The sequence below is a fragment of the Streptomyces hokutonensis genome (genome assembly GCF_000376565.1).
In the GTDB taxonomy this organism is placed as follows: Bacteria; Actinomycetota; Actinomycetes; order Streptomycetales; family Streptomycetaceae; genus Streptomyces; species Streptomyces hokutonensis.
Map to the genome: position 1 here is coordinate 42,721 of NZ_BARG01000053.1, position 23,034 is coordinate 65,754.

General features: G+C 70.6%; 24 protein-coding genes. 13 read left to right on the forward strand and 11 right to left on the reverse strand.

All coding sequences use genetic code 11. The features are described 5' to 3' along the window. The first annotated feature begins 3 nt into the window (after positions 1-3). The 4 genes from SSP08S_RS32565 to SSP08S_RS32580 are packed head-to-tail and all read left to right on the forward strand — an operon-like array spanning position 4 to position 3,938. Positions 4-447, forward strand: coding sequence for a Zn-ribbon domain-containing OB-fold protein (locus tag SSP08S_RS32565; RefSeq protein ID WP_019071854.1), 444 nt, complete (start codon positions 4-6; stop codon positions 445-447). Then, positions 444-1,592, forward strand: coding sequence for a thiolase family protein (locus SSP08S_RS32570; RefSeq protein ID WP_019071855.1), 1,149 nt, complete (start codon positions 444-446; stop codon positions 1,590-1,592). Before SSP08S_RS32565 ends, SSP08S_RS32570 begins: the two co-directional genes overlap by 4 nt. A gap of 13 nt (positions 1,593-1,605) precedes the next feature. Then, positions 1,606-2,826 (forward strand): acyl-CoA dehydrogenase family protein, encoded by a 1,221-nt coding sequence (locus SSP08S_RS32575; protein WP_019071856.1) that lies wholly within the window; start codon positions 1,606-1,608, stop codon positions 2,824-2,826. Next, positions 2,823-3,938 carry an acyl-CoA dehydrogenase family protein gene (locus tag SSP08S_RS32580; RefSeq protein WP_019071857.1) on the forward strand — a complete coding sequence of 372 codons (1,116 nt, stop codon included), beginning with the start codon at positions 2,823-2,825 and terminating at the stop codon, positions 3,936-3,938. The genes SSP08S_RS32575 and SSP08S_RS32580 overlap by 4 nt, the downstream gene beginning before the upstream one ends. A gap of 77 nt (positions 3,939-4,015) precedes the next feature. On the opposite strand, the gene SSP08S_RS32585 is transcribed toward SSP08S_RS32580, so the two are convergent. The 6 genes from SSP08S_RS32585 to SSP08S_RS32610 are packed head-to-tail and all read right to left on the reverse strand — an operon-like array spanning position 4,016 to position 9,371. Then, positions 4,016-5,173, reverse strand: coding sequence for an acyl-CoA dehydrogenase family protein (locus SSP08S_RS32585; protein WP_019071858.1), 1,158 nt, complete (start codon positions 5,171-5,173; stop codon positions 4,016-4,018). Between the two features lie 28 nt (positions 5,174-5,201). After that, positions 5,202-5,726 carry a DoxX family protein gene (locus SSP08S_RS32590; protein ID WP_019071859.1) on the reverse strand — a complete coding sequence of 175 codons (525 nt, stop codon included), beginning with the start codon at positions 5,724-5,726 and terminating at the stop codon, positions 5,202-5,204. Continuing rightward, on the reverse strand, positions 5,723-6,634 hold the full coding sequence (locus SSP08S_RS32595; protein WP_019071860.1) for an SDR family NAD(P)-dependent oxidoreductase: 912 nt from the start codon (positions 6,632-6,634) through the stop codon (positions 5,723-5,725). The genes SSP08S_RS32590 and SSP08S_RS32595 overlap by 4 nt, the downstream gene beginning before the upstream one ends. 3 nt (positions 6,635-6,637) lie before the next feature. After that, positions 6,638-7,804: a CaiB/BaiF CoA transferase family protein gene (locus SSP08S_RS32600; protein ID WP_019071861.1), complete on the reverse strand. Its 1,167-nt coding sequence runs from the start codon at positions 7,802-7,804 to the stop codon at positions 6,638-6,640. 30 nt (positions 7,805-7,834) lie between these two features. Beyond that, positions 7,835-8,614, reverse strand: a complete 780-nt coding sequence (locus SSP08S_RS32605) for an enoyl-CoA hydratase/isomerase family protein (RefSeq protein WP_019071862.1) — start codon at positions 8,612-8,614, stop codon at positions 7,835-7,837. 1 nt (position 8,615) lies between these two features. Continuing rightward, a complete protein-coding gene (locus tag SSP08S_RS32610) occupies positions 8,616-9,371 on the reverse strand; it encodes an SDR family NAD(P)-dependent oxidoreductase (protein ID WP_019071863.1) in 756 nt (251 codons plus the stop codon). A 90-nt stretch (positions 9,372-9,461) separates the two neighbouring features. Here SSP08S_RS32610 and SSP08S_RS32615 point away from each other — a divergent pair, with 90 nt between their 5' ends. The 6 genes from SSP08S_RS32615 to SSP08S_RS32640 all read left to right on the forward strand — a co-directional run bounded on the left by SSP08S_RS32615 (position 9,462) and on the right by SSP08S_RS32640 (position 16,122). Next, positions 9,462-10,604 carry an acyl-CoA dehydrogenase family protein gene (locus SSP08S_RS32615; protein WP_019071864.1) on the forward strand — a complete coding sequence of 381 codons (1,143 nt, stop codon included), beginning with the start codon at positions 9,462-9,464 and terminating at the stop codon, positions 10,602-10,604. A gap of 91 nt (positions 10,605-10,695) precedes the next feature. After that, on the forward strand, positions 10,696-12,186 hold the full coding sequence (locus SSP08S_RS32620; protein WP_026179024.1) for an aldehyde dehydrogenase family protein: 1,491 nt from the start codon (positions 10,696-10,698) through the stop codon (positions 12,184-12,186). A gap of 34 nt (positions 12,187-12,220) precedes the next feature. Next, complete coding sequence (locus tag SSP08S_RS32625) at positions 12,221-13,795, forward strand: AMP-binding protein (protein WP_019071866.1); 1,575 nt, start codon at positions 12,221-12,223, stop codon at positions 13,793-13,795. Between the two features lie 4 nt (positions 13,796-13,799). Further along, positions 13,800-14,960: a thiolase family protein gene (locus SSP08S_RS32630; protein WP_245608000.1), complete on the forward strand. Its 1,161-nt coding sequence runs from the start codon at positions 13,800-13,802 to the stop codon at positions 14,958-14,960. Next, a complete protein-coding gene (locus tag SSP08S_RS32635; protein ID WP_019071868.1) occupies positions 14,957-15,358 on the forward strand; it encodes a Zn-ribbon domain-containing OB-fold protein in 402 nt (133 codons plus the stop codon). Before SSP08S_RS32630 ends, SSP08S_RS32635 begins: the two co-directional genes overlap by 4 nt. A 5-nt stretch (positions 15,359-15,363) precedes the next feature. Then, positions 15,364-16,122, forward strand: a complete 759-nt coding sequence (locus SSP08S_RS32640) for a FadR/GntR family transcriptional regulator (RefSeq protein ID WP_019071869.1) — start codon at positions 15,364-15,366, stop codon at positions 16,120-16,122. 7 nt (positions 16,123-16,129) lie between these two features. Here SSP08S_RS32640 and SSP08S_RS32645 read toward each other — a convergent pair whose 3' ends face one another. From SSP08S_RS32645 to SSP08S_RS32655, 3 genes are read right to left on the reverse strand one after another with little or no spacing between them, the layout of a single operon-like run. Then, positions 16,130-17,152, reverse strand: coding sequence for an LLM class F420-dependent oxidoreductase (locus tag SSP08S_RS32645; RefSeq protein ID WP_019071870.1), 1,023 nt, complete (start codon positions 17,150-17,152; stop codon positions 16,130-16,132). Then, complete coding sequence (locus SSP08S_RS32650; RefSeq protein WP_019071871.1) at positions 17,149-18,291, reverse strand: acyl-CoA dehydrogenase family protein; 1,143 nt, start codon at positions 18,289-18,291, stop codon at positions 17,149-17,151. Before SSP08S_RS32650 ends, SSP08S_RS32645 begins: the two co-directional genes overlap by 4 nt. A 5-nt stretch (positions 18,292-18,296) precedes the next feature. Next, the gene (locus SSP08S_RS32655) at positions 18,297-19,097 is read right to left on the reverse strand and encodes an enoyl-CoA hydratase/isomerase family protein (protein WP_019071872.1); all 801 of its coding nucleotides are present in this window, start codon (positions 19,095-19,097) and stop codon (positions 18,297-18,299) included. Between the two features lie 88 nt (positions 19,098-19,185). Between SSP08S_RS32655 and SSP08S_RS32660 the strand changes: the two genes are divergently transcribed. Then, positions 19,186-20,052, forward strand: a complete 867-nt coding sequence (locus tag SSP08S_RS32660) for a crotonase/enoyl-CoA hydratase family protein (protein ID WP_019071873.1) — start codon at positions 19,186-19,188, stop codon at positions 20,050-20,052. 97 nt (positions 20,053-20,149) lie between these two features. Here the strand turns inward: SSP08S_RS32660 and SSP08S_RS32665 are convergent, their stop codons facing one another. Beyond that, positions 20,150-20,491 carry a hypothetical protein gene (locus tag SSP08S_RS32665; RefSeq protein WP_019071874.1) on the reverse strand — a complete coding sequence of 114 codons (342 nt, stop codon included), beginning with the start codon at positions 20,489-20,491 and terminating at the stop codon, positions 20,150-20,152. Between the two features lie 237 nt (positions 20,492-20,728). On the opposite strand from SSP08S_RS32665, the gene SSP08S_RS32670 reads away from it, so the two are divergent. Both SSP08S_RS32670 and SSP08S_RS32675 read left to right on the forward strand, forming a co-directional pair. Continuing rightward, positions 20,729-21,034: a hypothetical protein gene (locus SSP08S_RS32670; protein WP_019071875.1), complete on the forward strand. Its 306-nt coding sequence runs from the start codon at positions 20,729-20,731 to the stop codon at positions 21,032-21,034. A 99-nt stretch (positions 21,035-21,133) separates the two neighbouring features. Next, entirely contained in the window at positions 21,134-22,546 is a 1,413-nt protein-coding gene (locus SSP08S_RS32675) for a glycoside hydrolase family 1 protein (protein ID WP_019071876.1), read from the forward strand. Here the strand turns inward: SSP08S_RS32675 and SSP08S_RS32680 are convergent. After that, positions 22,525-23,028, reverse strand: coding sequence for an FAS1-like dehydratase domain-containing protein (locus tag SSP08S_RS32680; RefSeq protein WP_019071877.1), 504 nt, complete (start codon positions 23,026-23,028; stop codon positions 22,525-22,527). The genes SSP08S_RS32675 and SSP08S_RS32680 overlap by 22 nt on opposite strands. Positions 23,029-23,034: the final 6 nt, after the last annotated feature.

The following is a 23,034-nucleotide window of genomic DNA, read 5'->3' on the forward strand; positions in this document are numbered from 1 at the left end:
GACATGACGACCACTCAAATACCGGTAGCCGACGGCCTGTTCACCTGGCCACCCGACGAGAGCACACCCCTCCGGCTCATCGGCTCGGAGTGCGCGGACTGCGGACTGGTGAGCTTCCCCGCCGCCCCGCACTGCGTCCGGTGCGCGAGCACGGAGTCCAAGGAACGGCTTCTTGCGGACCGCGGGACGCTCTGGACGTACACCACCCAGGACTTCCGGCCGCCGTCCCCGCCGTACGACGGCCCCGAGGCCTTCGAGCCGTACGCGGTCGGCTACATCGAGCTCCCCGGCGAACTGCTGGTCGAGGCCCGCCTCACCGAACCGGACCCGAACAAGCTGCGGCTCGGGCAGGAGATGCGGCTGACGCTCGTGCCCTACACCGTGCGGGACGACGGCACCGAGATCGTGACGTTCGCGTTCGCCCCGGCGGAAGAGGAGACACCGTGACCGAGGCCGTCATCATCGGCGTGGGACTGCACCCCTTCGGCCGGTTCCCCGGGAAGCCGGCACTGGACATGGGCGCGGACGCGGTACGGCTCGCGCTCGCCGACGCGGGCGTCAACTGGCCGCAGATCCAGGGCGGTTACATCGGCAGCTACGAGGTCGCCAACCCGGACGCGATCGTCGCCCGGCTCGGCCTGACCGGCGTACCCCTGCGCGGGGTGTTCAACGGCTGTGCCACGGCCGGTACTTCGGTGGCGCTGGCCGCCCGCGCGATCGAGACCGGCGAGCACGACCTGACCATCGCGATCGGCCTGGACAAGCACCCGCGCGGAGCCTTCGCCGCCGACCCGTCCGTGGCCGGCATCCCCTCCTGGTACGGACAGACCGGCCTCTTCCTCACCACCCACTTCTTCGGCATGAAGATCAACCGCTACATGCACGACCACGGCATCTCCCACGAGACGCTCGCGCGCGTGGCGGCCAAGAACTTCGGCAACGCGGCCCGGAACGAGAAGGCCTGGCGCCGAACTCCCCTGTCCGTGGAGGAGATCCTCGCGTCTCCGGTCCTCAACCACCCCCTCCGCCAGTACATGTACTGCGGCCCGGACGAAGGAGCGGCGGCCCTCGTGCTGTGCCGGGCCGACCAGGCTCACAAGTACACCGGGAAGCCCGTACGGATCCGGTCAACGGCCCTGCGCAGCCGCCGACTTGGCGCCTTCGAGGTGCAGAGCCCGTCGTTCCCGGTCGGGGAGGTCGTCGCGAGCCCGACCGTGGACGCCTCGCGGGAGGCGTACGAACGCGCGGGCATCGGCCCCGAGGACATCGACGTCGCCCAACTCCAGGACACCGACGCCGGATCGGAGGTCATCCACATGGCCGAGAACGGCCTCTGCAAGGACGGCGAGCAGGAACGCCTCATCGCCGAGGGCGCCACCGAGATCGGCGGCAGGCTCCCGGTCAACACCGACGGCGGACTCCTCGGCAACGGCGAACCGATCGGCGCGTCCGGACTGCGCCAGATCCACGAGATCGTCCTCCAACTGCGCGGCACCGCGGGAGACCGACAGATCCCCGGCACACCACACGTCGGCTACACCCACCTGTACGGCGCGCCGGGCGTGTCGGCGGTCACCATCCTGAGCACCTGAGGGCAGAGCGGACATGGCAGACGACATGCAGGACTTCGCGGCCGAGGCACGCGCCTTCCTCGACGCCCACGCGCCGAAGGCCCCCGACCGCACCGCCCCCACCTGGGGCGAGGGCGACGACTCGATGGCGTATTTCAGCAGCCTCCCGCCCGAGGTCGAACGGGAGCACGTGCAACGGGCGCGCGACTGGCAACGCGTCCGCCACGAGAACGGCTTCGGCTGGATCACCGGCCCGGTCGAGTACGGCGGTCGGGGCCTGACCCCCGTCCACGACCTGCTCTACGACGCTCTTGAGTCCGAGTACGAGGTCGCCGACACCGGAGTCCTCAGCGTGATCGGCCTCGGCATGATCGGACCGACGATCCTCGCTCACGCCCAACCGCACATCAAGCAACGGTGGTTGCCCGCGATGTACCGCGGGGACGCCATCGCCTGCCAACTGTTCAGCGAACCCGGCGCCGGCTCCGATCTGGCGAGCGTCGCCACCCGCGCGGTCCGGGAGGGCGACCACTGGGTGCTGAACGGCCAGAAGGTGTGGACCTCGGTCGCCCAGCACAGCCAGATCGGCCTCGCCCTCACCCGCACCAACCCGGATGCGCCCAAACACCGAGGTATCACGGCTTTCCTGGTCCCGATGGACGCGCCCGGCGTCGAGGTCAGGCCGTTGCGGCAGATGACCGGCGGCGCGGACTTCAACGAGGTCTTCCTCACCGACGTCCGCATCCCCGACGACCACCGGCTCGGCGAGGTCGACGGCGGCTGGACGGTCGCGCTGACCACCCTGATGAACGAGCGCGCTACCGTCGGCAGCGAGGGCGTGGGGCCGGTGGCCGCCGCACTGTCCCCGGACCACCTCTCGGCCCTGATGCGCGCCACCTGGACCTGGGACGACCGCGCCTTGCGCGCCCGGCTCGCGGAACTCCTCGTGGACGTCCTCGCCACGCGGCACCTCAACAACCGCGCCCTGCGCACCCTGCGCGCCGGCGGCACACCGGGCCCCGAGATGTCCGTCTCGAAGCTGATGTACGGCCAGAACCTCACCCGCGCCGCGCACTTCGTGTCGGACGTGCTCGGACCCCGGATCATCGCCGACACCGGGCAGTGGGGCACCTACGCCTGGTCCGAACTCCTCCTCGCCACGCCGGCGTTGCGCATCCTCGGCGGCACCGAGGAGATCATGAAGAACATCCTCGCGGAACGCGTCCTCGGACTGCCCAAGGAGGTGCGGTCATGACCGCCGACGAGAGCGAACTGCGCGAACTACGGTCCTCCGTACGGGAGTTCCTTGAGGCCAAGTCACCCGAGGAGGCCGTGCGCAAGCTCATGGAGAGCGAGGCGCGCTACGACCCGGCGGTGTGGGCGCAGGCGGCCGACCAACTGCGGCTGCCGGGGCTGGTGATCCCGGAGGAGTACGGCGGTGACGGCTTCGGCCTCGTCGAACTCGGCGTCGTACTGGAGGAGATGGGCCGTGCCCTGCTGTGCGCCCCCTTCTTCGCGACGGTCGTGCTCGCGACCCAGACACTGCTCGCCTCCGGTGACCGGGAGGCATGCGCACGTCACCTCCCCGGCATCGCGGCCGGTGACACGACGGCCGCGCTCGCGGTGGCCGAGGACAGCGGGTCCTGGGACCCTGCCCTGATCTCGGCGCGTGCCGTGCCGGACGGTGACGGCGGCTGGAAGCTGACCGGCCGCAAGTCCTTCGTCATCGACGGTACGACCGCCGATCTGGTCCTGGTGGTCGCCCGCACCGTCGCCGGTCCCTCGCTCTTCGCGGTGGAGAGGGAAGCAGCGGGACTGGCGGCAGAGCCTATGGAGACCCTCGACGCCACCCGGGCGATGGCCCGGCTGACGTTCGACGCGGTGCCCGCCACACTCGTCGGCGCGGACGGGGCGGCCGGGCGCACCATGGCCAGGGTGCTGGACATCGCGTCGGTCGCCCTCGCCGCCGAGCAGTCGGGCGGGGCGCGCAGGTGTCTGGAGGCGAGCGCTGAATACGCCCGTACCCGGCACCAGTTCGGCCGGCCGATCGGCTCCTTCCAAGCGGTCAAGCACAAGTGCGCGGACATGCTCGTCCAGGTGGAACTGGCCGAGGCCGCCTCCCGTGAGGCGGCGCGAGTGGCCGACGAGGGCTCCGCGGAGTTCCCCGTCGCGGCAGCTGTGGCGCACGCGTGCTGCTCACGGGCGTACATGTTCGCGGCCATGGAGAACATCCAGGTACACGGAGGTATCGGCTTCACCTGGGAGCACCCGGCGCATCTGTACTTCCGGCGCGCCAAGTCCTCGCAGCTGCTGTTCGGCGGGCCCGCCGTGTACCACGAGCGGCTGCTGGACCGGCTCGGGATCTGAGCCTGGGTATGTGAGCCTGGGTATGCACGAAGACGAAGGCCCCGGGGCAGCCCCGGGGCCTTCGTCTTCGGTGTCGGTCAGCCCCGGGCCGCCTCGCCCAGCAGCGCCTTCGCGATGATGACCTGTTGGATCTGGCTCGTGCCCTCGTAGATGCGGAAGAGGCGGGCGTCGCGGTAGAAGCGTTCGACGGCGACCCCGCGCATGTAGCCCGCGCCGCCGTGGACCTGGACCGCGCGGTCGGCGACCCGCCACACCATCTCGCTGGCGAAGTACTTGGTGCAGGACGGGCCGATCTTGGTGTCCGTGCCGGCGTCGAACGCGCGGGCGGCCTCCAGGACCGTGGCGCGGCCGGCGTAGTAGTCGGTCATCGAGTCGGCGATCAGGCCCTGGACGAGTTGGAAGGAGCCGATGAGCTTCCCGGACTGGCGGCGGGTGCGGGCGTACTCGACGGACTCGTCGACCAGCCGCTCGGCCATGCCGACGCACAGGGACGAGATGTGCACCCGGCCGTGCGCGATGCAGCCCATCGCGGTGCCGAAGCCCCGGTTCAGCCCGGCCTCGCCGCCGACGAGGGCGGAGGCCGGTACGCGGACGTCGTCGAAGTACACGTCCGCGGTCCAGGCGCCGAACTGGCCCATCTTGTGGTCCTTGGGAGCCACGGTGAGGCCCGGGGTGCCGGCCGGGACCAGGAAGGTGGAGATGCCGCGGGTGCGCGGTGCGTCGGGGTTGGTGCGGGCGAAGACCATGAAGACGTCGGCGAGCGGGGCGTTGGTGATGTACCGCTTCGCGCCGTTGATCACCCAGTCTTCACCGTCCAGGTGCGCCCTCGTGGTCAGGGTCGAGGGATCGGAACCCGCCTCAGCCTCGGTGAGCGCGAACGACGCCAGGACCTCGCCCGAGGCGATCCTCGGCAACCAGTCCGCCTTCTGCTCCTCGGTGCCGCCGACCATCAGGACGTGCCCGGCGATGCCGTTGTTCGTGCCGAACATCGAGCGCAGGGACGGGGTGGTGTACCCCAGCTCGAACATCAACTGCGCTTCCTCGTACATCGACAGCCCGAGCCCGCCGTACTCCTCGGGCAGCGCGAAGCCGAACAGGCCCATCTTCTTGGCCGCCTCGCGGATCTCCGCGGGCATCTCGTCCTTCTCGTCGATCTCCGCCTCGAGCGGTACGACGCGCTCGCGCACGAAGCGCCGGACCTCGGACAGCACCGCGCTGAAGTCAGCCGCGTCCATGTCGACTCCCTTGTTGCCCCAATTGGCCTTAGTCAGCTGTTTCTGTCTCGTCCGGTTTCCGTTCCGGTCGATAGCACGCGGCCAGTAGGGCGGCGGCGCTCGCCGTACCGACGCCCAGAGCCAGCAACGCGGGCCCCACGCCTGCGCGTTGGCGGCGCAGGACCCCGTCCAGCGAGTACCTGCCGGGGCCCAGCGCGGCCAGGGCGACGGCCGCTCCGCCGACGACACCGACGTACTCCCAGCCGCCCTTGAAGACGAAGAATCCCTTGCCCCGATGGTCGGTTCGGGCCGCCACGGTCATCAGACCGACGGCTGCCGCCGCCGGGAGAGGGTTGGCCACGCCCAGAGCGATCCCCGCACCGGCCGCCATCTCCGTCCCGGCGGCCATGCGCGCGTGCAGCCCTGCAGGTCGCAGTCCCAGCGCCTCGAACCAGCCCGTCGTGCCCTTGAGTCCGCCCGGCCCGGTGACCTTGTTCCAGCCGTGCGCGAAGAGCATCGGACCGAGCGTCGCCCGCAGGACGAGCGCGGCGACGTCATGGCCCGGCGCTCTCACTGGCCGACTCCGGTGGCCCGTCCCGCGGGGGCGACACCGTACAACTGCGGTACGGCGTCCACGAGTTCGTCGTAGGTGAGCGCCTGTCCCGACGTGCTGGGGTGTACGCCCGCGACGGTCCAGCCCTGGAGCCGGTTCAGCCGGTTGCCCTCGATGCGCAGGACCTGGCCGGTCAGCCAGGACGCGCTGTCGGAGGCGAGGTAGACGACGACGCCCGAGGCGTTGGCCGGGTCGCGCGGGTCGAAGCCGTCGACGGCCCGCAGCGATTCACCGACGGACAGGCCGTCCGTCATCCGTGTGGCCGCGATCGGCGAGATGGCGTTCGCGGTGACGCCGTACTTGCGCATCTCCAGGGCGGTGAGGACGGTGAGCCCGGCTATCCCGGCCTTCGCGGCACCGTAGTTGGACTGCCCCTGGTTGCCGAACAGGCCAGTCCCCGACGTCGTGTTGATGACGCGGCCGGTGACGCGCTCGCCCCGTTTCGACGCCTCGCGCCAGTACGCGCACGCGTGCCGGGTGAGCGCGAAGGTGCCCTTGAGATGGACCGCGATCACGGCGTCGAACTCTGCCTCGGTCATCGAGAACAGCATGCGGTCGCGCACGATCCCCGCGTTGTTCACGACGATGTCGAGGCGCCCGAACTCCGCGACCGTGTCCGCGACCAAGGTCTCGGTCGCCGCCCAGTCCGTCACCGACGCGTGGTTGGCGACCGCCTGCCCGCCCAACTTGGCGATCTCGGCGACGACTTCGTCGGCGGGGGAGTCGCCGGTGCTCTCGCCGTGCACGCCGGAACCGAGGTCGTTCACCACCACGGTCGCGCCGGCCTCGGCCAGCGCCAGGCAGTGCGCCCGGCCAAGACCCCGGCCACCGCCGGTCACGACGGCGACCTTATCGTCGAGAATGCCCACCTGCTACCTCCCGGTTGTGTCGAGTTCGCGGAGTACGTCGTCGGTGTGCTCGCCGAGTGTCGGCGCACCGCTGCGTGGTTTGTCGTCAACACCCCAGAAGCTGACGGGTGTTGCCACGGTCCGCAGCGGCGGCGCGTCACCCATGCCGGGCTGTTCGACGAATGCGCCGACCGCCTCCGCCTGCGGATCGGCCGACACTTCGGCCAGGGTCTGCACCGGTGCCCACCACACGCCCTCGGCGTCGAACCGCGCCGCCCACTCGGCCAGTGGCCGCCTCGCGAACTCCTCGTCGAACACGGCGATCAACTCGCGTACGTGTGCCCGCCGTTCTTTGCCGGTCGCGAACCGTTCGTCCGTCTCCAGGTCCGCGCGTCCGAGCGCCTTGACGACGCCGGGCCAGTGCCGGTTGCCCTCCAGACCGACCAGCCAGAACCAGCGGTCGTCGGCGGCCCGGTAGGAGTTGTAGAGCGGGGACTCGTGCTCGGTGCGGTGCCGGGTACGGCCGCGCCGGCCGAAGAAGTTCTGCAGGGCCAGGTCGTTCCCGTTGGCGTACGTGCCCGACCGCAGCAGCGACACGTCCACCACACCGCCCTCGCCGGTGCGCTCGCGGCGCAGCAGCGCGGCCAGCACGCCGGCCACCAGGTTCGCCGCGGCCGTACGGTCACCAAGTCCCGGGCGGATGCCGGGCGGTGGTTCGCCCGCCGGGTTGAGCATGGCGGCGATGCCGGGCCGCGCCCAGAAGGCGGAGACGTCGTACCCCGCGCGGTCGCGCTCGGCGCCCGTCCAGCCGTAACCGGTCAACGTGCCGACGACCAGGCGGGGATGGCGGGTGCGCAGTTCGTCCGGGGCCAGGCCCAGGCGTTCCAACGCACCGGGGCGGAGGTTGGTGACGAAGACGTCGGCGCGCTCCAACAGCCGTTCCAGTACGGCCTTTCCGTCCTCCGAGCGCAGGTCGAGAACGATCCCGCGCTTGCCGCGGTTGTCCGTCTCGAACGGGGGCGCGCTGTCGATGTCCTGGCCGACGTGCCGGAGCGTGTAGCGGTTGGGGTCGCCGGTCGGCGCCTCGACCTTCACCACGTCCGCGCCCCAGTCCGCGAGCATGGTGGCCGCGGCCGGAGCCGCCACCCACATGCCCAGTTCGACGACCGAAATGCCCTCAAGTGGCCGCACAACACACCTCCTTGTCTGTCGGTCCGCCCGCTACTTGCCCTGGAAGTCGCCGGGTCGGCGCTCCCGGAAAGCCTTCAGTCCCTCGGCCTGGTCCTCGGTGGAGAAGAGCACCGAGACGGTCTCGCGCTCGTAGGAGATCGCCGCCTCCAGGTCCATCCCGAGGCCGTAGTCGATCAGCCGCTTTCCCGCCGCGAGGGCCAGCGGGGCGCCCACCGCCACCGTGGCGGCGAGTGCCTCGGCGACGCCCAACACCTCGCCGGGCTCGGCGAGTTCGTTGACCAGTCCGAGCGCGTGGGCCCGTTCCGCGTCGATCGCTTCGCCGGTGAGGATCATCTGCTTGGCGATCGCGGGCGGGATCAGACGCGGCAGCCGCTGTGTGCCGCCCGCGCCCGGCAGCACGCCGAGCTTCATCTCGGGCAGGCCCAGCCGCGCGCCCCGCTCCGCGACCCGCAGGTCGCAGGCGAGCGCGAGTTCGAGGCCGCCGCCGAAGGCGAAACCGTGGACGGCCGCGACCGAAGGCTTGGGGAAGTCCTCCAACAGCGCGTACGCGTCGGTGAGTTGCCGGACGAAGGAGTGGAACTGCCGGGGTGCCGTGAACGACTCGATCTCACCGATGTCGGCGCCGGCCGAGAAGGCCCGCCCCGCCCCGGCCACGACCAGGGCGCGTACGTCGTCGTTGTCGCGCAGCTCGTTCAGCGCGAGGGTGAGCCGGTCCACGGTCTCGGAGCCGATCGCGTTGAGCTGCCCCGGCCGGTCGAGGGTCAACACGGCGATTCTGTCCCGGAGTTCGACACGCAGCACGGTGCTCACCTCAGACCATCGTGAGGCCGCCGCTGACCGAGAGCGTCTGCCCGGTCATGTAGGCGGCGTCGTCGGACGCGAGGAAGGCCACCACACCGGCGATGTCGGCGGGCTGGGCGACGCGGCGCAGCGGGATGGCCCGCAGGGTCGCGTCGTACATCTTCTGGCTGTACTCGGCGACCTGTCCGAGCAGCGCGGTGTCGGTCGGACCCGGGCAGACGCTGTTCACGGTGATGCCGTGCCGGGCGACCTCGCGGGCGAGGGCCTTGCCGAAGGCGATGACACCGCCCTTGGTCGCGGAGTACACGACCTCGCCGGACGAGCCGACCCGGCCGGCGTCCGAGGCGATGTGGACGATCCGGCCGCCGCCCCGCTCGATCATCGGGTCGAGGACGGCCCGGGTCATCGTGATCGTCCCGCGCAGATTGACGGCGATGATCCGGTCCCAGGTCTCCTCGGAGCTGTCGACGAAGCGGCCGACGACGTCGACGGCGGCGTTGTTCACCAGGACGTCCACCGGGCCGAGTTCGGCGGTCACGCGCTCCACGGCTGTACGTACGGCCGAGCTGTCGGAGATGTCAGCGCCGACTCCCGTGGCGCGCACGCCGTACCGCTCCGCGAGCAGGCCCGCGACCTTGCCGGCCGCCTCCGCGTCCAGGTCGCAGACGGCGACCGCGGCTCCCTGGGCGGCGAGTCGGTCGGCGATCGACTCGCCGATGCCGCGGCCCGCTCCGGTGACGAGTGCCACCTTGTCCCGTACGCTCACGCGCCCTCCCTCGCTCGGCTGCCGATACAGCGCTATCGTATAACTACTTCAGCTAAATAAGCGAGATGCCTGAGCGGAGCGGAGTCGAGCATGCGCCGAACGATCTTCACCGAGGAGCACGAGCTGTTCCGCGAGACCGCCCGCTCCTACTACCTGCGGGAATGCGCTCCGTACGCCGAGCAGTGGGAGCGGGACGGACAGGTGAGCCGGGCCGCGTGGGCGGCGGCGGGCAAGGCCGGACTCATCGGCTGGCAGTTCCCGGAGGAGTATGGCGGCCAGGGGATCTGGGACTTCCGCTACAACGCCATCATGGCGGAGGAGATGGCGTCCACCAGCTCGGTCGGCATCGGGCTCGGGCTGCAGAACGACGTCATCCCGCCCTATCTGACGAATCTCACCACCCCTGAGCAGAAGGCCCGTTGGCTGCCCGGAGTCACGAGCGGTGAGACGATCTGCGCGCTCGCCCTGTCCGAGCCGGCCGCCGGATCCGACCTCAAGGCCATCCGCACCACCGCCCGCCGTGACGGCGACGAGTGGGTGATCGACGGCTCCAAGACCTTCATCACCAACGGCATCCTGGCCGACCTGGTCGTCGTCGCCTGCAAGACCGACCCCGACGTCGGACACAAGGGCATCAGCCTGATCGTCGTCGAACGGGACACGGAGGGCTTCGAACGCGGACGCAAGCTCGACAAGGTCGGAATGAAGGCGCAGGACACCGCCGAACTCTTCTTCCACGAGGTCCGGGTCCCCGCCGAGAACCTCATCGGGCAGGAGAACCGCGGTTTCTACCACATGATGGGCAACCTCCCCACCGAGCGCCTCGCCATCGCCGTCTCCTCGCTGGCGGCCGCCGAGCGGGCGTACGAACTGGCGCTGGACTACGCCAAGACCCGCACGGCGTTCGGACAGCCGATCGGCGAGTTCCAGGCCAACCGGTTCGCCCTCGCCGACATCAAGGCCAAGCTGGGCGCCGCCCGCGTCTACGTCGACGGCTGCATCATGGCCCTGTTCCAGGGCGAGTTGACGGCCGAGGAGGCCGCGGCGGCCAAGTACTGGACCTCGGAGACCGGCTGGCAGGTCATCGACCGCTGTATGCAGCTGTTCGGCGGCTATGGCTATGTCAACGAGTACGAGATCGCGCGGATCTGGCGCGACAGCCGGGTGCAGCGGGTGTTCGGCGGGACCTCGGAGATCATGCAGGAGATCATCGGGCGCTCGCTGGGGCTGTGACGCCGGCCGTACTCATTGACTGGCTTGGATAAATAGGTTAGCTATTTAAGCGAGATTCGCGAGATGTGGGATGCGGCTCAAGGAGGCAACCGTGGTCACGGTCGACGTGAAGCTGCACCAGGACAGAGCGAAGCACGACCTGCCGCGCCCCCGACTGGTCATCGGTGGCAAGGACATCACCGACACGAGCGGCGGCCAGTACGAGCACCGCAACCCGGCGACCGGCCTCGTCCAGGCGCACATCCCGCTCGCGGGCGCCGCCGAGGTGGACCGGGCCGTCGCCGCCGCACGCCAGGCCTTCGAGGTGTGGGGCACCATGCGCCCCGCCGAGCGTCGCCGACTGCTCACCCGCTTCGCGCAGCTCCTCTGTGACCACATCCCCGACTTCGCGGCGATCTGCCCGCTGGAGAACGGCATCTGTATCGGCGGCTGGGCTTCGAACGTCGGACCGCACGTGGCGGAGTGGACCGAGTACTACGCCGGCTGGGCCGACAAGATCGAGGGCATGGTCGGCGCGGCCTACAGCCCGCACGAGAACGTCGAGTACACCATCGCCGAGCCCTACGGCGTCATCGGCCACATCATCACCTGGAACTCACCCGCGCTGTCCCTGGCCATGAAGGTCCCGCCCTCGCTCGCCGCCGGCAACACCGTGGTCATCAAACCGGCCGAGTCCACGCCGTTCTCCGCGCTGCTCTTCGCCGACCTGGCCCGCGAGGCGGGTATCCCCGAGGGGGTCGTCAACGTCGTGACCGGACTCGGCGACGCGGGATCGGCCCTGGTCACCCACCCCGGCGTGGACAAGATCTCCTTCACCGGAGGGCCCGCCACCGCACGCCGCATCATGGCCGACGCGGCACTGAGCCTCAAACCCGTCCTGTTCGAACTCGGCGGCAAGTCCGCCAACCTCCTCTTCGCCGACACCGACCTCGACACCGTGGTGCCGTACTGCGCGGCCTTCGCCATGAGCAACACCGGCCAGGGCTGCGCGCTGCCGACCCGGCTGCTGGTCGAGCGGTCGATCTACGACGAGGTCGTCGCGCGCGTCACCGGAGTGGTCGCGCACCTGCCCGTCGGTGACCCGCTCGACCCGGCGACGTACATCGGCCCCCTCATCGACGAAGCCGCCCGCGACCGGGTCCAGGGTGTGATCGACAAAGCGGCCGAAGGTGGTGCGGGGCGGCTCGTGTACGGCGGTGAACGCATCGACGCCGACGGCTACTTCGTCTCCCCGACCGTCTTCGCCGACGTCGACAACCGCAGCGACCTCGCCCAGCAGGAGATCTTCGGCCCGGTCCTGGCCATCACTCCCTTCGACACGGAGGACGAGGCCGTCGCCCTCGCCAACGACACCGAGTACGGCCTGTCCGCCTACATCCAGTCCCGTGACATCGGGCGCGTGAACCGTCTGGTGCCCCGTCTGAAAGCCGGGACGGTCTACGTCAACCCGGGCCCGAACCCGATCAGTTCGCCCACCACGCCGTTCGGCGGCGTCGGGACGAGCGGGTTCGGCCGGGAGGGCGGCAAGGCGGGTCTCGACGAGTTCGTCCACGTCAAGGGTGTCGGCATCAGCCGCGTCTGACACCTGCCTTCCGAAAGCCCTGGGAGCCAAGAGCATGCATTCCGCCCGCCGCCTGACGTTCGGCGACATCATCCGTGAGCACCGAAGGTCCTTCCCCGAGGGCATCGCCCTCGTCGACGGCGAAGTCCGGCTGACCTGGCCGCAGTTGGACGAGCGCACCAACCGTCTCGCCAACGCCCTGACGGTCGCCGGGGTCGGCCCCGGCGACCGTGTCCTGTGGCTGGGGCAGAACTCCTTCCGCATCTGGGAACTGCTCGGCGCCGCCGCGAAGATCGGCGCCATGGTGTGCCCCGGCTACTGGCGCTGGGCCGCCCCCGAAATGGCGTTCGCCGTCGAGGACTTCGACCCCCGGGTGGTGATCTGGCAGGACGAGGAGATCGGCGACACGGTCGGCAAGGCCAGGGCCGAACTGGGCAGCGATCACCGGGCGTTGTGGCTGCGGCACGACTCCGAGGGCCCCGGCTCCTACGAGTCCTTCCTGTCCTCCGGTTCGGCAGAGGACCCGGCCGTCGACGTCGACCCGGACTCCGCGCTCCTGGTCATCTACACCGCGGCGATCTCCGGACGCCAGTCCGGCTCGATGCTCTCGCACCGCAACCTCCTCGCCATGGGCGCGAGTTCCGCCTGGATGGGAGACATCGGCACGGAGGCCGCTTTCCTCGGCGCCGGACCGATGTTCCACATCGGCAACTACCAGTTCTGGGGCGTCCCGGCCTTCGTGCACGGCGGCAAGAACGTCGTCGTCCGCCGGGTCGTCGCCGAGGAACTGCTCCCGCTGCTGGCGGCGGAGCGATGCACGCACGCGTACCTGATGCCCCCGACGATCGCCCAACTCGTCGCCCTCAACCGGGAAGCGGGCCACGACCTCTCGCACCTGCGCGCCAGCGTCGCCGCCCCCCTGTGGCAGGGCACGGTCCCCACCGACACCAGCCGCTTCACCCGCAACGGCGGCGGCGAGGGCCGCGGTTACGGCCAGACCGAGGTGACCGGCTTCGCCGTGACCGGCGCTTACGGCGGCACGGGCACCGGCAACGCCGGACGCCCCGGTCCCTTCACCGCCGTACGCATCCTGGACGGCACCGGCGCGGAGTGCGAGGTTGGCCAGGCTGGCGAGATCTGCGTCCGGGGCGACCTCGTGCACCTCGGCTACTGGAACCGGCCCGAGATCAACGAGGAGCGTTTCCGCTTCGGTTGGTGGCACACCACCGACCTCGGCCGGCGCGAGAGCGACGGCACGATCAGCTTCCTCGGCACCACGACCCGCATGCTCAAGTCGGCGGCCGAGAACATCTTCCCGGCGGAGGTGGAGAACTGCATCGAGTCCCACCCGGCGGTGAAGGAGGCCGCCGTGATCGGCGTCCCGAACGAGCGCTGGGCGCAGGACGTCAAAGCGGTCGTCGTCCTCCAGCCGGACGCCGAACCGGTCACGGCGGCGGACATCATCGAACACTGCCGGGCGCGGATCGCCTCGTACAAGAAGCCGAAGACGGTGGAGTTCGTCGAGGCGCTGCCGCGCACCAAGGACTTCGCCAAGGACTACGAGGCGCTCGACGAGCGCTTCGGCGGGGGCGGCTATCCCGGCGGCGACACGCTCGGTGCGGGACGGTGACGCCGTGAGCGACCTGAATGGCCGCCAGCCCGTCGTCGTCGGCGTGCACGCCACCGAGCAGGCCTTGTTCCTCCCGCACCGAGATGCGATGGGTCTCGCCCTCGAAGCGGTGCGCGGCGCGATCGAGGACGCCGGACTGACCCCGGTGGACGTCGACGGCGCCCAGGTCGACTGGCCCGGCCCGGGCGGTGTGCCCGGCGAGGGCAGCTCCTGGGCGCGGATGCTCGGCCGGGACCTGCGCTGGACCAGCGACTCGATGCTCGACAACGCCGGCTCGCGGGGTCTGCTGAAGGCGGCGGCGGCCGTACGGGCGGGGTTCGCCGACACCGTCGTGGTCGGCGGCTGCAAGCTGGTCTCGCGGGGTGCGGGTCCCGTCGGTGCCGGGGTACCGCTGGAGTTCGCCGACGTCTGGGGCAGCTACGTCGTCGCCCAGTTCGCGCTGGTGGCGGCCCGGCACATGCACCAGTACGGGACGACCGCCCACCAGCTCGCGGAGGTCGCCGCCACCGTCCGCAACAACGGCACCACCAACCCGGAGGCGATGATGTACGGCCGCGGCCCGTACACAGCCGAGGACGTGCTCGCCTCCCGCATGGTGGCCACCCCCTTCCACCTGCTGGACTGCTGCATCGTCGGCGAGGGCGGCGCCGCCCTCGTGGTGACCACTGCCGAACGGGCCCGGGACCTGCCCCACCCGCCTGTCGCCGTGCTCGGCGGAGGCATGGAGTACCACCAGGCCGCGTACGCCAACCCCGCGCTGTACCGGGAGGTCGGCCAACTCGGCCGGGACGCGGCCGGCCGTGCCTACGCCATGGCGGGCATCGGCCCCCACGACGTGGACGTCTTCTCCCTCTACGACCCCAACTCCTTCGAGATCATCCGGCAGTTGGAGATCCTCGGGCTGTGTGGTGAGGGTGAGGGAGGCCCGCTGGCGGCCAGCGGTGCCATCGCCGTCGGTGGCAAGCACCCCGTCAATCCCGACGGTGGCTGTCTGGCGTACGCGTGGAACGGAACCCAGCAGATGACCCTCAAAGTCGTCGAAGCCGTACGGCAGTTGCGCGGCACCGCCGTCCACCAGGTCGAGGGCGCGGAGCTGGCGGTCGTCGGCAACGCGGGCTCCGGCGCGCAGCACTACGAGATGAGCGTGCTGGGGAGGACCCGATGAGCCGCCCCGTGCCCGAACCGACGCCACTGTCCCAGCCGTTCTGGGACGCGGCCCGGCGCGGTGACCTCGTCGTCCCGCACTGCCCGGCCTGCGGGCTGCGCTTCCTCGTGCCCGAACCCGCGTGCCCCGGCTGCATGTCGGCGGACTGGCGGTACGTGCCCAGCGCCGGCCGGGGCACCGTCTATTCGGTGACCGTGGTCCACCGCGCACCCGGCCCCGGCTTCGATGACCCCTTCGCCCTGGCCGTGATCGATCTGGACGAGGGCGGCACCCTGCTCTCCCACGTCGACGCGGGGGACCCGGGCGACGTGACCATCGGCATGCGGGTGCGCGTGGACTTCCGGCCCCTCACCGACGAGATCACCCTGCCGTACTTCGTGCCGGTCCCAGGTGACTGAAGGAGATGGATGCCGTGGCGAACACGCCGGTGAGGGTCCCCAAGATGGCCGAGCTGGTGGCGGCACAGCTGCGCCGCAAGATCGTGCGCGGGGAACTGGCCGAGGGGGAGGCGCTGCCCGCCGAGACCGCCCTGATGGCGGAGTTCGCCGTCTCCCGGCCGACGCTGCGCGAGGCGTTCCGGGTGCTGGAGTCGGAGTCGCTGATCAGCGTGCGCCGGGGCGCCCGGGGCGGGGCACGGGTGCAGGTCCCGGAGGGCACGGTCGCCGCCCGCTACGCGGGAGTCGTCCTCGAGTACCGCGGCACCACCCTCAAGGACGTCTACGACGCCCGTACGGTCATCGAGGCGCCGTGCGCCGGACTGCTGGCCCAGCGCCGTACGGACCGGGACCTGGAGCGGCTGCGGGCCTCCGTCGCCGAGGCCGAGGCACTCATGGACGATCCCTCGGCCTTCATCCGCGCCCACATGGAGTTCCACGCTCTCGTCGTGGAACTCGCGGGCAACGAGACGCTGAGCGTCCTCAACGGCATGGTCCGGCACATCATCGACCAGGCGAACTGGTCCCACGTCGACCTCGACGCCGGCAGCCCCGAGAACATCCGGGCCAACCGCCGGGGCTTCCGTGCCCACGGTGCTCTCGTCGAACTGGTCGCAGGGCGCCGGACCGAGGCCGCCGAGGAGCTGTGGCGCCTCCATCTCCAGGAGGCTGAGGACTATCTGCTGCAGAGCAGGTCCATGACGACGGTCCTGGACCTGCTCGGCTGACGTGCCGTCAACTCTCGTGCAGTTCCTGGACGATCGGCTCCCACACCTCGGCGTCGATCTCGTACGCGGTGTAGAAGGACACCCGGTCCACCAGACTCCCGTACCGGCGCCTGATCTCGCCCGCAACTCGCTCCGGCTCCGCGACGACCGCGAAGGTGTGCAGGACCTCGTCGTCGACGAGCCCGCCCATCGCCTCCCACTTGTCCTCCCGGGACGACTTCGACAACGCGTTCAGCTCGTCGCCTAGTTCGCCCCAGCCGTGCAGCTCCAGGACTCCGCGATAGGCGGGTGTGCTGCCGTAGAAGGCGATCTGGCGGCGGGTGCCGTCGATCGCGCGGGCCAGCTCCTCCTCGTTGCGGCCGGTCGCGGTGAGGAGGAGGTGGGACACGGAGAAGTCGCCGCGCGTGCGACCGGACAGGCCGAGGCCCAACTCGACGGTCGGGAGGGTGACTTCACGCAGGTACCGCTCGGTGGTGAAGCCGTGTGCCAGGAGCCCGTCGGCGACCTCGCCGGCGACCCGGGTCATCGCCTCACCGACCGCCGCCACGAAGACCTTCGGGGCGCCGCCGGGCGCGGGCGGGGGAGAGAAGAAGGGGGACATGAGCGTGTGCGTGTAGAAGTCGCCGCGGAAGTCGAGCTTCTCGCCCTCGTTCCAGGCGGCCCAGATGGCGCGCAGCGCGCTCACGTACTCCCGCATCCGGGCGGCCGGGCGGCTCCACGGCATCGAGAAGCGCCGCTCGATGTGCGGTTTGATCTGGCTGCCCAGGCCGAGCGAGAAGCGCCCGCCGGAGTAGGTCTGCAAGTCGTGTGCGGTGTAGGCGAGTTGCATGGGGGAGCGGGCGAACGCCACCGCGATCGCCGTGCCCACCTCCAGCCGTTCGGTGTGCTCGGCCGCGAGCAGCAGCGGCAGGAACGGGTCGTGCTTCGACTCCGAGGCCCACAGACCGTCGTAGCCCGCCTTCTCGTGGTGCCGTGCCTCCTCCACGACCTCCGCGGTACCCCACACACTGAGCTTTCCGTCGACCTTCATGCCGCTCCGTCCACTGTGACCGCGTCCAACCCGATGCGTCGCGCGAGCAGTTCGCGGTGGTACGCCGGGTCTCCGAACAGGAGTTGAGATGTCTTGGCCCGTTTCAGATACAGGTGGGCCGGGTGCTCCCAGGTGAAGCCGATGCCGCCGTGGACCTGGATGTTCTCCGCCGTCGCCTGTAGACACGCGTCGGAGCAGAACGCCTTGGCCAGACTTGCCACCGCGGGCAGGTCCGGGTCCTCGTTGGCTGCCGCGAGCAGCGCGTAGTGCGCGGCGGCACGCGCCGACTCCACTTCGAGCAGTACGTCGGCGAGCAGGTGCTTCACGGCCTGGAAGGAGCCGATGGGCCGCCCGAACTGGTGCCGTACCTTGGCGTACTCCACTGCCATGTCCAGCGCGCGGGAGGCCACTCCCACCTGCTCGGCGGCGAGTGCCACGGCCGCCCGGTCGAGCACCTGTGAGACGAGCTCCCAGCCGTCTCCGTGCGTACGCAGCCGGGTCGCCGGTACGTCGTCGTAGTCGAGGCGGGACTGTCGGCGGGTCGGGTCCATGGTCGGGAGGGGAATACGGGTCAGTCCCGCCGCGTCGCCGTCGACCGAGAAGACGCCGATGCCGTCGTCGGTGCGGGCGACGGTGAGGACGAAGTCTGCGGTGGCACCGTCGAGGACGAACATCTTGTGTCCGGTCAGCAGCCAATGCCCGTCCGATTCACGGGCGTTGAGTTGGACCCCCGTCGCGTCCCAGCGGGCCGAGTCCTCGGTCAGGGCCAGTGTCCCGACCAGTTCGCCGGAGGCGAGCCCCGGCAGCAGGCGCTTGCGGGCGTCCTCGTCGTCGCAGCGCAGCAGCGTGGTCGTCGCCAGCACGGCCGAGGAGAGGAAGGGCGTGCATACGAGCGCCCGGCCCAACTCCTCCATGACGGCGCCTACTTCGACCGGCCCGCACCCGGCACCGCCGTACTCCTCGGGGACGGCCAGCCCCTGAAGGCCGAGTTCCGTCCCCATCCGGCGCCAGAGCGCACGGTCGAAGCCCTCCGGCGTCTCCATCAGCCGTCGTGTCTCGGTCTCGGGAGAGGTGTCCGCGAGGAACGCCCGTACCGTGCGACGCAGTTCCTCCTGCTCGTCACTGAACGCGAAGTCCATGCCGCTCAGCCCTTCGCACCGGCGCGGCGACGACCGCGCGAGGCGATGATCTTTTCCACTGCGGCGATGTGGTCCGGGTCGTGCATGCTGTCCCGCTCGGCGAGCAGCGCCGGCTCCAGTACGGTGGCCATGGCCTGTTCCAGATGCAGGTTCACCGCCCGCTTGGTGCCGCGCAGCGCCTGCGCGGGCAGGGCGGCCAGCCGTCCGGCCAGGTCCATGGCCTCGTCCAGGAGCTTGTCCTTCGGTACGACACGGTTGGCGATGCCGAGCCGGACGGCATCCTCGGCGCTCACCCGTTCGCCGAGGAACAGGAGTTCCTTCGCCCGGGGCAGGCCGACGAGCAGGGGCAGGACGAGCGCGCCGCCGTCGCCGGCGACGAGACCGACCTGGACGTGCGGGTCGGCCACGTACGCGTCGTCCGCGATCAGGACGAGATCGCTCAGCAGGGCCAGGCTGCAACCGAGGCCCACGGCAGGCCCGTTGACCGCCGCGATCACCGGCAACGGGCAGCGGACCAGACCGGTGATGATCCGCCGGGCCTCGTCGACGTTCTGCTGTCGGAAGGCGGGGTCGCGCTGGACCCGGGTCATGATGTCGAAGTTGCCGCCCGCGCTGAACGCCCTTCCCCGGCCGGTGAGTACGACCACCCGTGCCTCGGGGTCGTCGGCGACCGTGTCCCAGACCGACGCGAGGCCCAAGTGCAGCTCCTCGCTCATCGCGTTGAGCTGGTCCGGCCGGTTCAGCTCGATCAGCCGGACCGGCCCGAGGGCCGTCACCACCAGATCCGTCATCTCCACCGCCACCATCCAGGAACAGTTCAGTAGAGTTGAATGCTATAACTAATTGAGCTTTATGAGAACCAGGTCGCGGAGTGACGAGCCCGACGGAGGACGCATGCTGGAGCAGGAGTACGAGACCGTGCGGGCCGAGGTGGCGGACCGGATCCTCACCGTCACGCTCAACCGGCCCGAGAAGCTGAACGCCTTCAACCCGCAGATGATGGGCGATCTGCTCGACGTCCTGGACGCGGCCGACGCCGACGACGACGTGCGGGTGATCGTGGTGACCGGAGCCGGGCGCGGCTTCTGCGCGGGGGCCGACGTCAGTTCCGGCGGGTCGTCCTTCGACCACCGCAAGGCGGGTGCCTGGCACCGGGACACCGGCGGCCGGGTCGCGCTGCGGATCTTCTCCAGCACCAAGCCGGTCATCGCCGCGGTCAACGGCCCCGCGGCCGGCGTCGGCGCCAGCATGACCCTGCCCATGGACATCCGGCTCGCCTCGACCTCGGCGAAGTTCGGCTTCGTCTTCGCCCGCCGCGGCATCGTGCCGGAGTCCGCGGCGAGCTGGTTCCTGCCGCGGGCCGTGGGGATGCAACGGGCCATGGAATGGGTGGCCACCGGCCGCGTCTTCGGCCCCGACGAGGCCCTGTCGGCCGGGCTGGTCCGCTCCGTCCACCCGCCGGAGGAACTGCTGCCGGCGGCGTACGAACTCGCCCGTGAGATCGCCCGGAACACTTCGGCGATCTCGGTCGCCCTCTCCCGTCAGATGATGTGGCGGATGCTCGGCGAACCGCACCCGATGGCCGCGCACCGCCTCGACTCGCGGATCATGAGCCAGATCGGCGGCGGCCCGGACCCCGTGGAGGGCGTCGAGTCCTTCCTCGCCAAGCGGCCGCCCGAGTTCCCGGGCCGGGTCAGCAAGGACATGCCGACGGTCTACCCCTGGTGGCGGGACGAGGAGTTCCGGCCCTTCGGGGAGTAGGCAGCACTGGAGCAGGGGGAGAGCGCGCTCGCTTGCGGACTCCGTTGTGCGGACGGGTAGTTGGGCCAACTGGAGCGCCCTCTTCCGTCGTATGCCCTCAGTTATTCTGGCCAGATCCGAAGGGATCGGTGTACGAGATCGGCTTGTCGGTGGCGTGGGCGTACGCGATCTCCCTGCTCGTGGACTCGCCGATATACCCGCCCGGGTTGACGACCAGAACCCGGTCGGCCAGGTCGATCTTGCGCAGGTGGAGGGCGCCCAGCGCGGTTTTCTGCTCGTTGGTGATCACCTCGTCCGCTCCCTGATCGTCGTCGCGCCGGAAGACGCCCGGCGCGACGACGATGACACCTGCGAAGGTCAGTTCACGGTTGGCCGCGCTCATCTCGTCCGCGAACCGGGTGGAGCCGCAGATGCAGACGATCTCGGGTCGGTCGGGCACGGCTCAGTCCTTCGGGTCGAACGGCAAACCGTCAGTGCGCGCGCAGCCATCAAGGGCGGGCACAAGAGCCAGCAGTGTACGCAGCGAGACGGACGCCCCGCGGCTGGACCGTCGCAGGCGGAAGGCGTGGCCCGTGCCGGGAATGAGGCTGCTCGACGCCGGAGTCGGTGGTGCACCCGGCTCACCACCTTCCTTTGGCGACACGGCCTGGGGACCGCTCCGATCGCCGACCGGATCATGGCCGAAACGCTCCCCGGCCCCACCGCCCGCGACGACCGGGCCATCATCGACGCGGCCCTCGACCACTGCCGCCGCGGCCACCAGGCGGTCGGAACCCGCCCGGCGCGCCCGGCCGCGGACGATCTCGTGGACGCCCGGCCGCACGTGCGCGGGACCGCCGGCCTGCGGATCGTCTGCCGCCCACCTCCGCCGGCCACGGTCACCGGCATTCTCGACGGGTCGATCACGTCCACGATCCGACGGCCCGCGGCCCCCGCCCTGGACACGGCCCGACCCCGCCCCGACCCTTTGACGGACCGATGAGATCTGTCCGAAACATTGTCGTCGTATCCCCGAAGTGTTAGCGTCCGGACGGCGGGCATTCAGTTGAATGCGTTAGCTATTCCGCCCGGGACGGTGACCATGAGCGATGGTTTCCTGCAGGAGTCTTTCCACGGTGTCGACTGGGGAGTCGCCACCGCGGACGCCGTCGCGGCCCCGCCGCCCCCTCCGCCGGAACGCGCGGGGCACTTCCGGCAGTGGACCGACGACATCCGGCAACTGGTCGGCGTCACGCCTGACACGCACCGGATGGTCGCCGGATGGCCGCTGCTCCAGCCCGACGGCCCCGGCAGCTGGGACCACGCGGCCCTGGACCGCTGCGACCGCGAACTCGACTCCCTGCTCGAACTCGGCCTGCGCCCTTGTCTCACTCTCTTCGACCGGTCGCTGCCGTCCTGGCTGGAGGAGCGCGGGGGCTGGCTGGAGCGCGACACGGCCGAGCACTTCGCCGTCTACGCCGCCGAGCTGGGCCGCCGCTACGGCGACCGCGTCACCCGCTGGATCACCTCCACCGACCTGGCCGGGCCCACCCTCGCCGACCACGTGGCCGGGATGTACACCCCGGGCCGGGGCATCGGCCGCGCCGGCCTGCCCGCCGTCCACCACATCCTGCTCGCCAACGGACTCGCGACACGCGCGCTCCGCGCCGCCGGCGTCAGCGGGCGGATCGGTACCACCGTCACCCTCGTCGGCGGCTACGCGGCCACCGAGGACCCCTTCGACCGGCTCGCCCTGGACCGCCTGCTGAGCTGGACCAACCGTCTCTTCCTCGACCCCCTGCTGCTCGGCGAGCACATGGTGACCGAGGACGACGTCTCACCCATCGAGGACACCGACTGCGTACGTCTCGGGGACCTGGACGTCATCGCCACCCCGCAGGACCTGCTCGGCCTGTCCTGGCACACCCCGTTCCGCGTCACCGCACCGGAGAACCTCGCCCGCGCCCTGCCGGCCGACAAGTGCCAGAGCAGGCTGAACGAGGTCAACCGCCTGCTGGTGGGCCTGGGCTTCGCGGTCGTCCCCTTCGACGACGTGGAGACGACGGCGTACGGCTGGCCCATCCTCCCCGAGGGCCTGGCCGACGCCGTCGCGGACCTCCACGACCTCTACGGCGACCTGCTGCCGCCGCTGTCCATTGTCGACAACGGCATGGGCGACCTGGACCTCGTCGACGACACCGGCCACAGCGACGACGCCCGCCGCCGGTCCCTGCTGCGCGCCCGGCTGTCGTGGCTCGGCCGGGTCATCGAGCATGGTGTGGACGTCTGCGGCTACGAGTACTGGTCGGTGCTCGACAACCTGGAGGCGAAGTTCCGCTACACCCGCCTCTACGCGATGGCCGTCCCCGACCACGAGCCCCCGCCGCGCCCGCCGATGCCCTCGGACTGGCTGCGGGCCGGAGCCTTCCCCGGTCCCGAGGCGCCGGGTCCGACGGCCGGGCTGAGCCTGGTCCCGCCCGGCGGCCCCCGGGATCAGCGCGTCGGAGCCTCGTAGTCCCGGCCCCGGATCAGCCGTACCGGCGTGTAGACGAGCACGTCCTCGTCCCGCTGGTTGCGTACGGTGATCCGGCTGGTCACCACGCCCCGGCCGGGCTTGCCGGACGGCCGGGAGGCGGTGGTCTCGACGACGGCGTACAGGGTGTCGCCGACGTAGACCGGTCCTCGCACGGTCAGTTCCATGTGCAGGAAGGCCAGGCCCGTGCCGTGCAGCACGTTCGTCTGCAGGACGAGTCCCTCGGCGATGCAGTACGTCAGCGCGCCCGGGACCAGCCGTCCGGTGTAGCCGCCGTCGGCCGCGTGTGAGGCGTCCCAGAAGAGCGGCTCGTTGAAGCCGCCCCAGGTGACGAAGTTGACGAGGTCGGTCTCGGTGACCGTGCGGCGGGCGGTACGGAAGACCTGCCCGACCGGCATCTCCTCGTAGGTCAACCCCCTTACCAGCGGGGGGATTTCGGTGGCGGTGGTGGGCTCTGCCGTCATCACGCG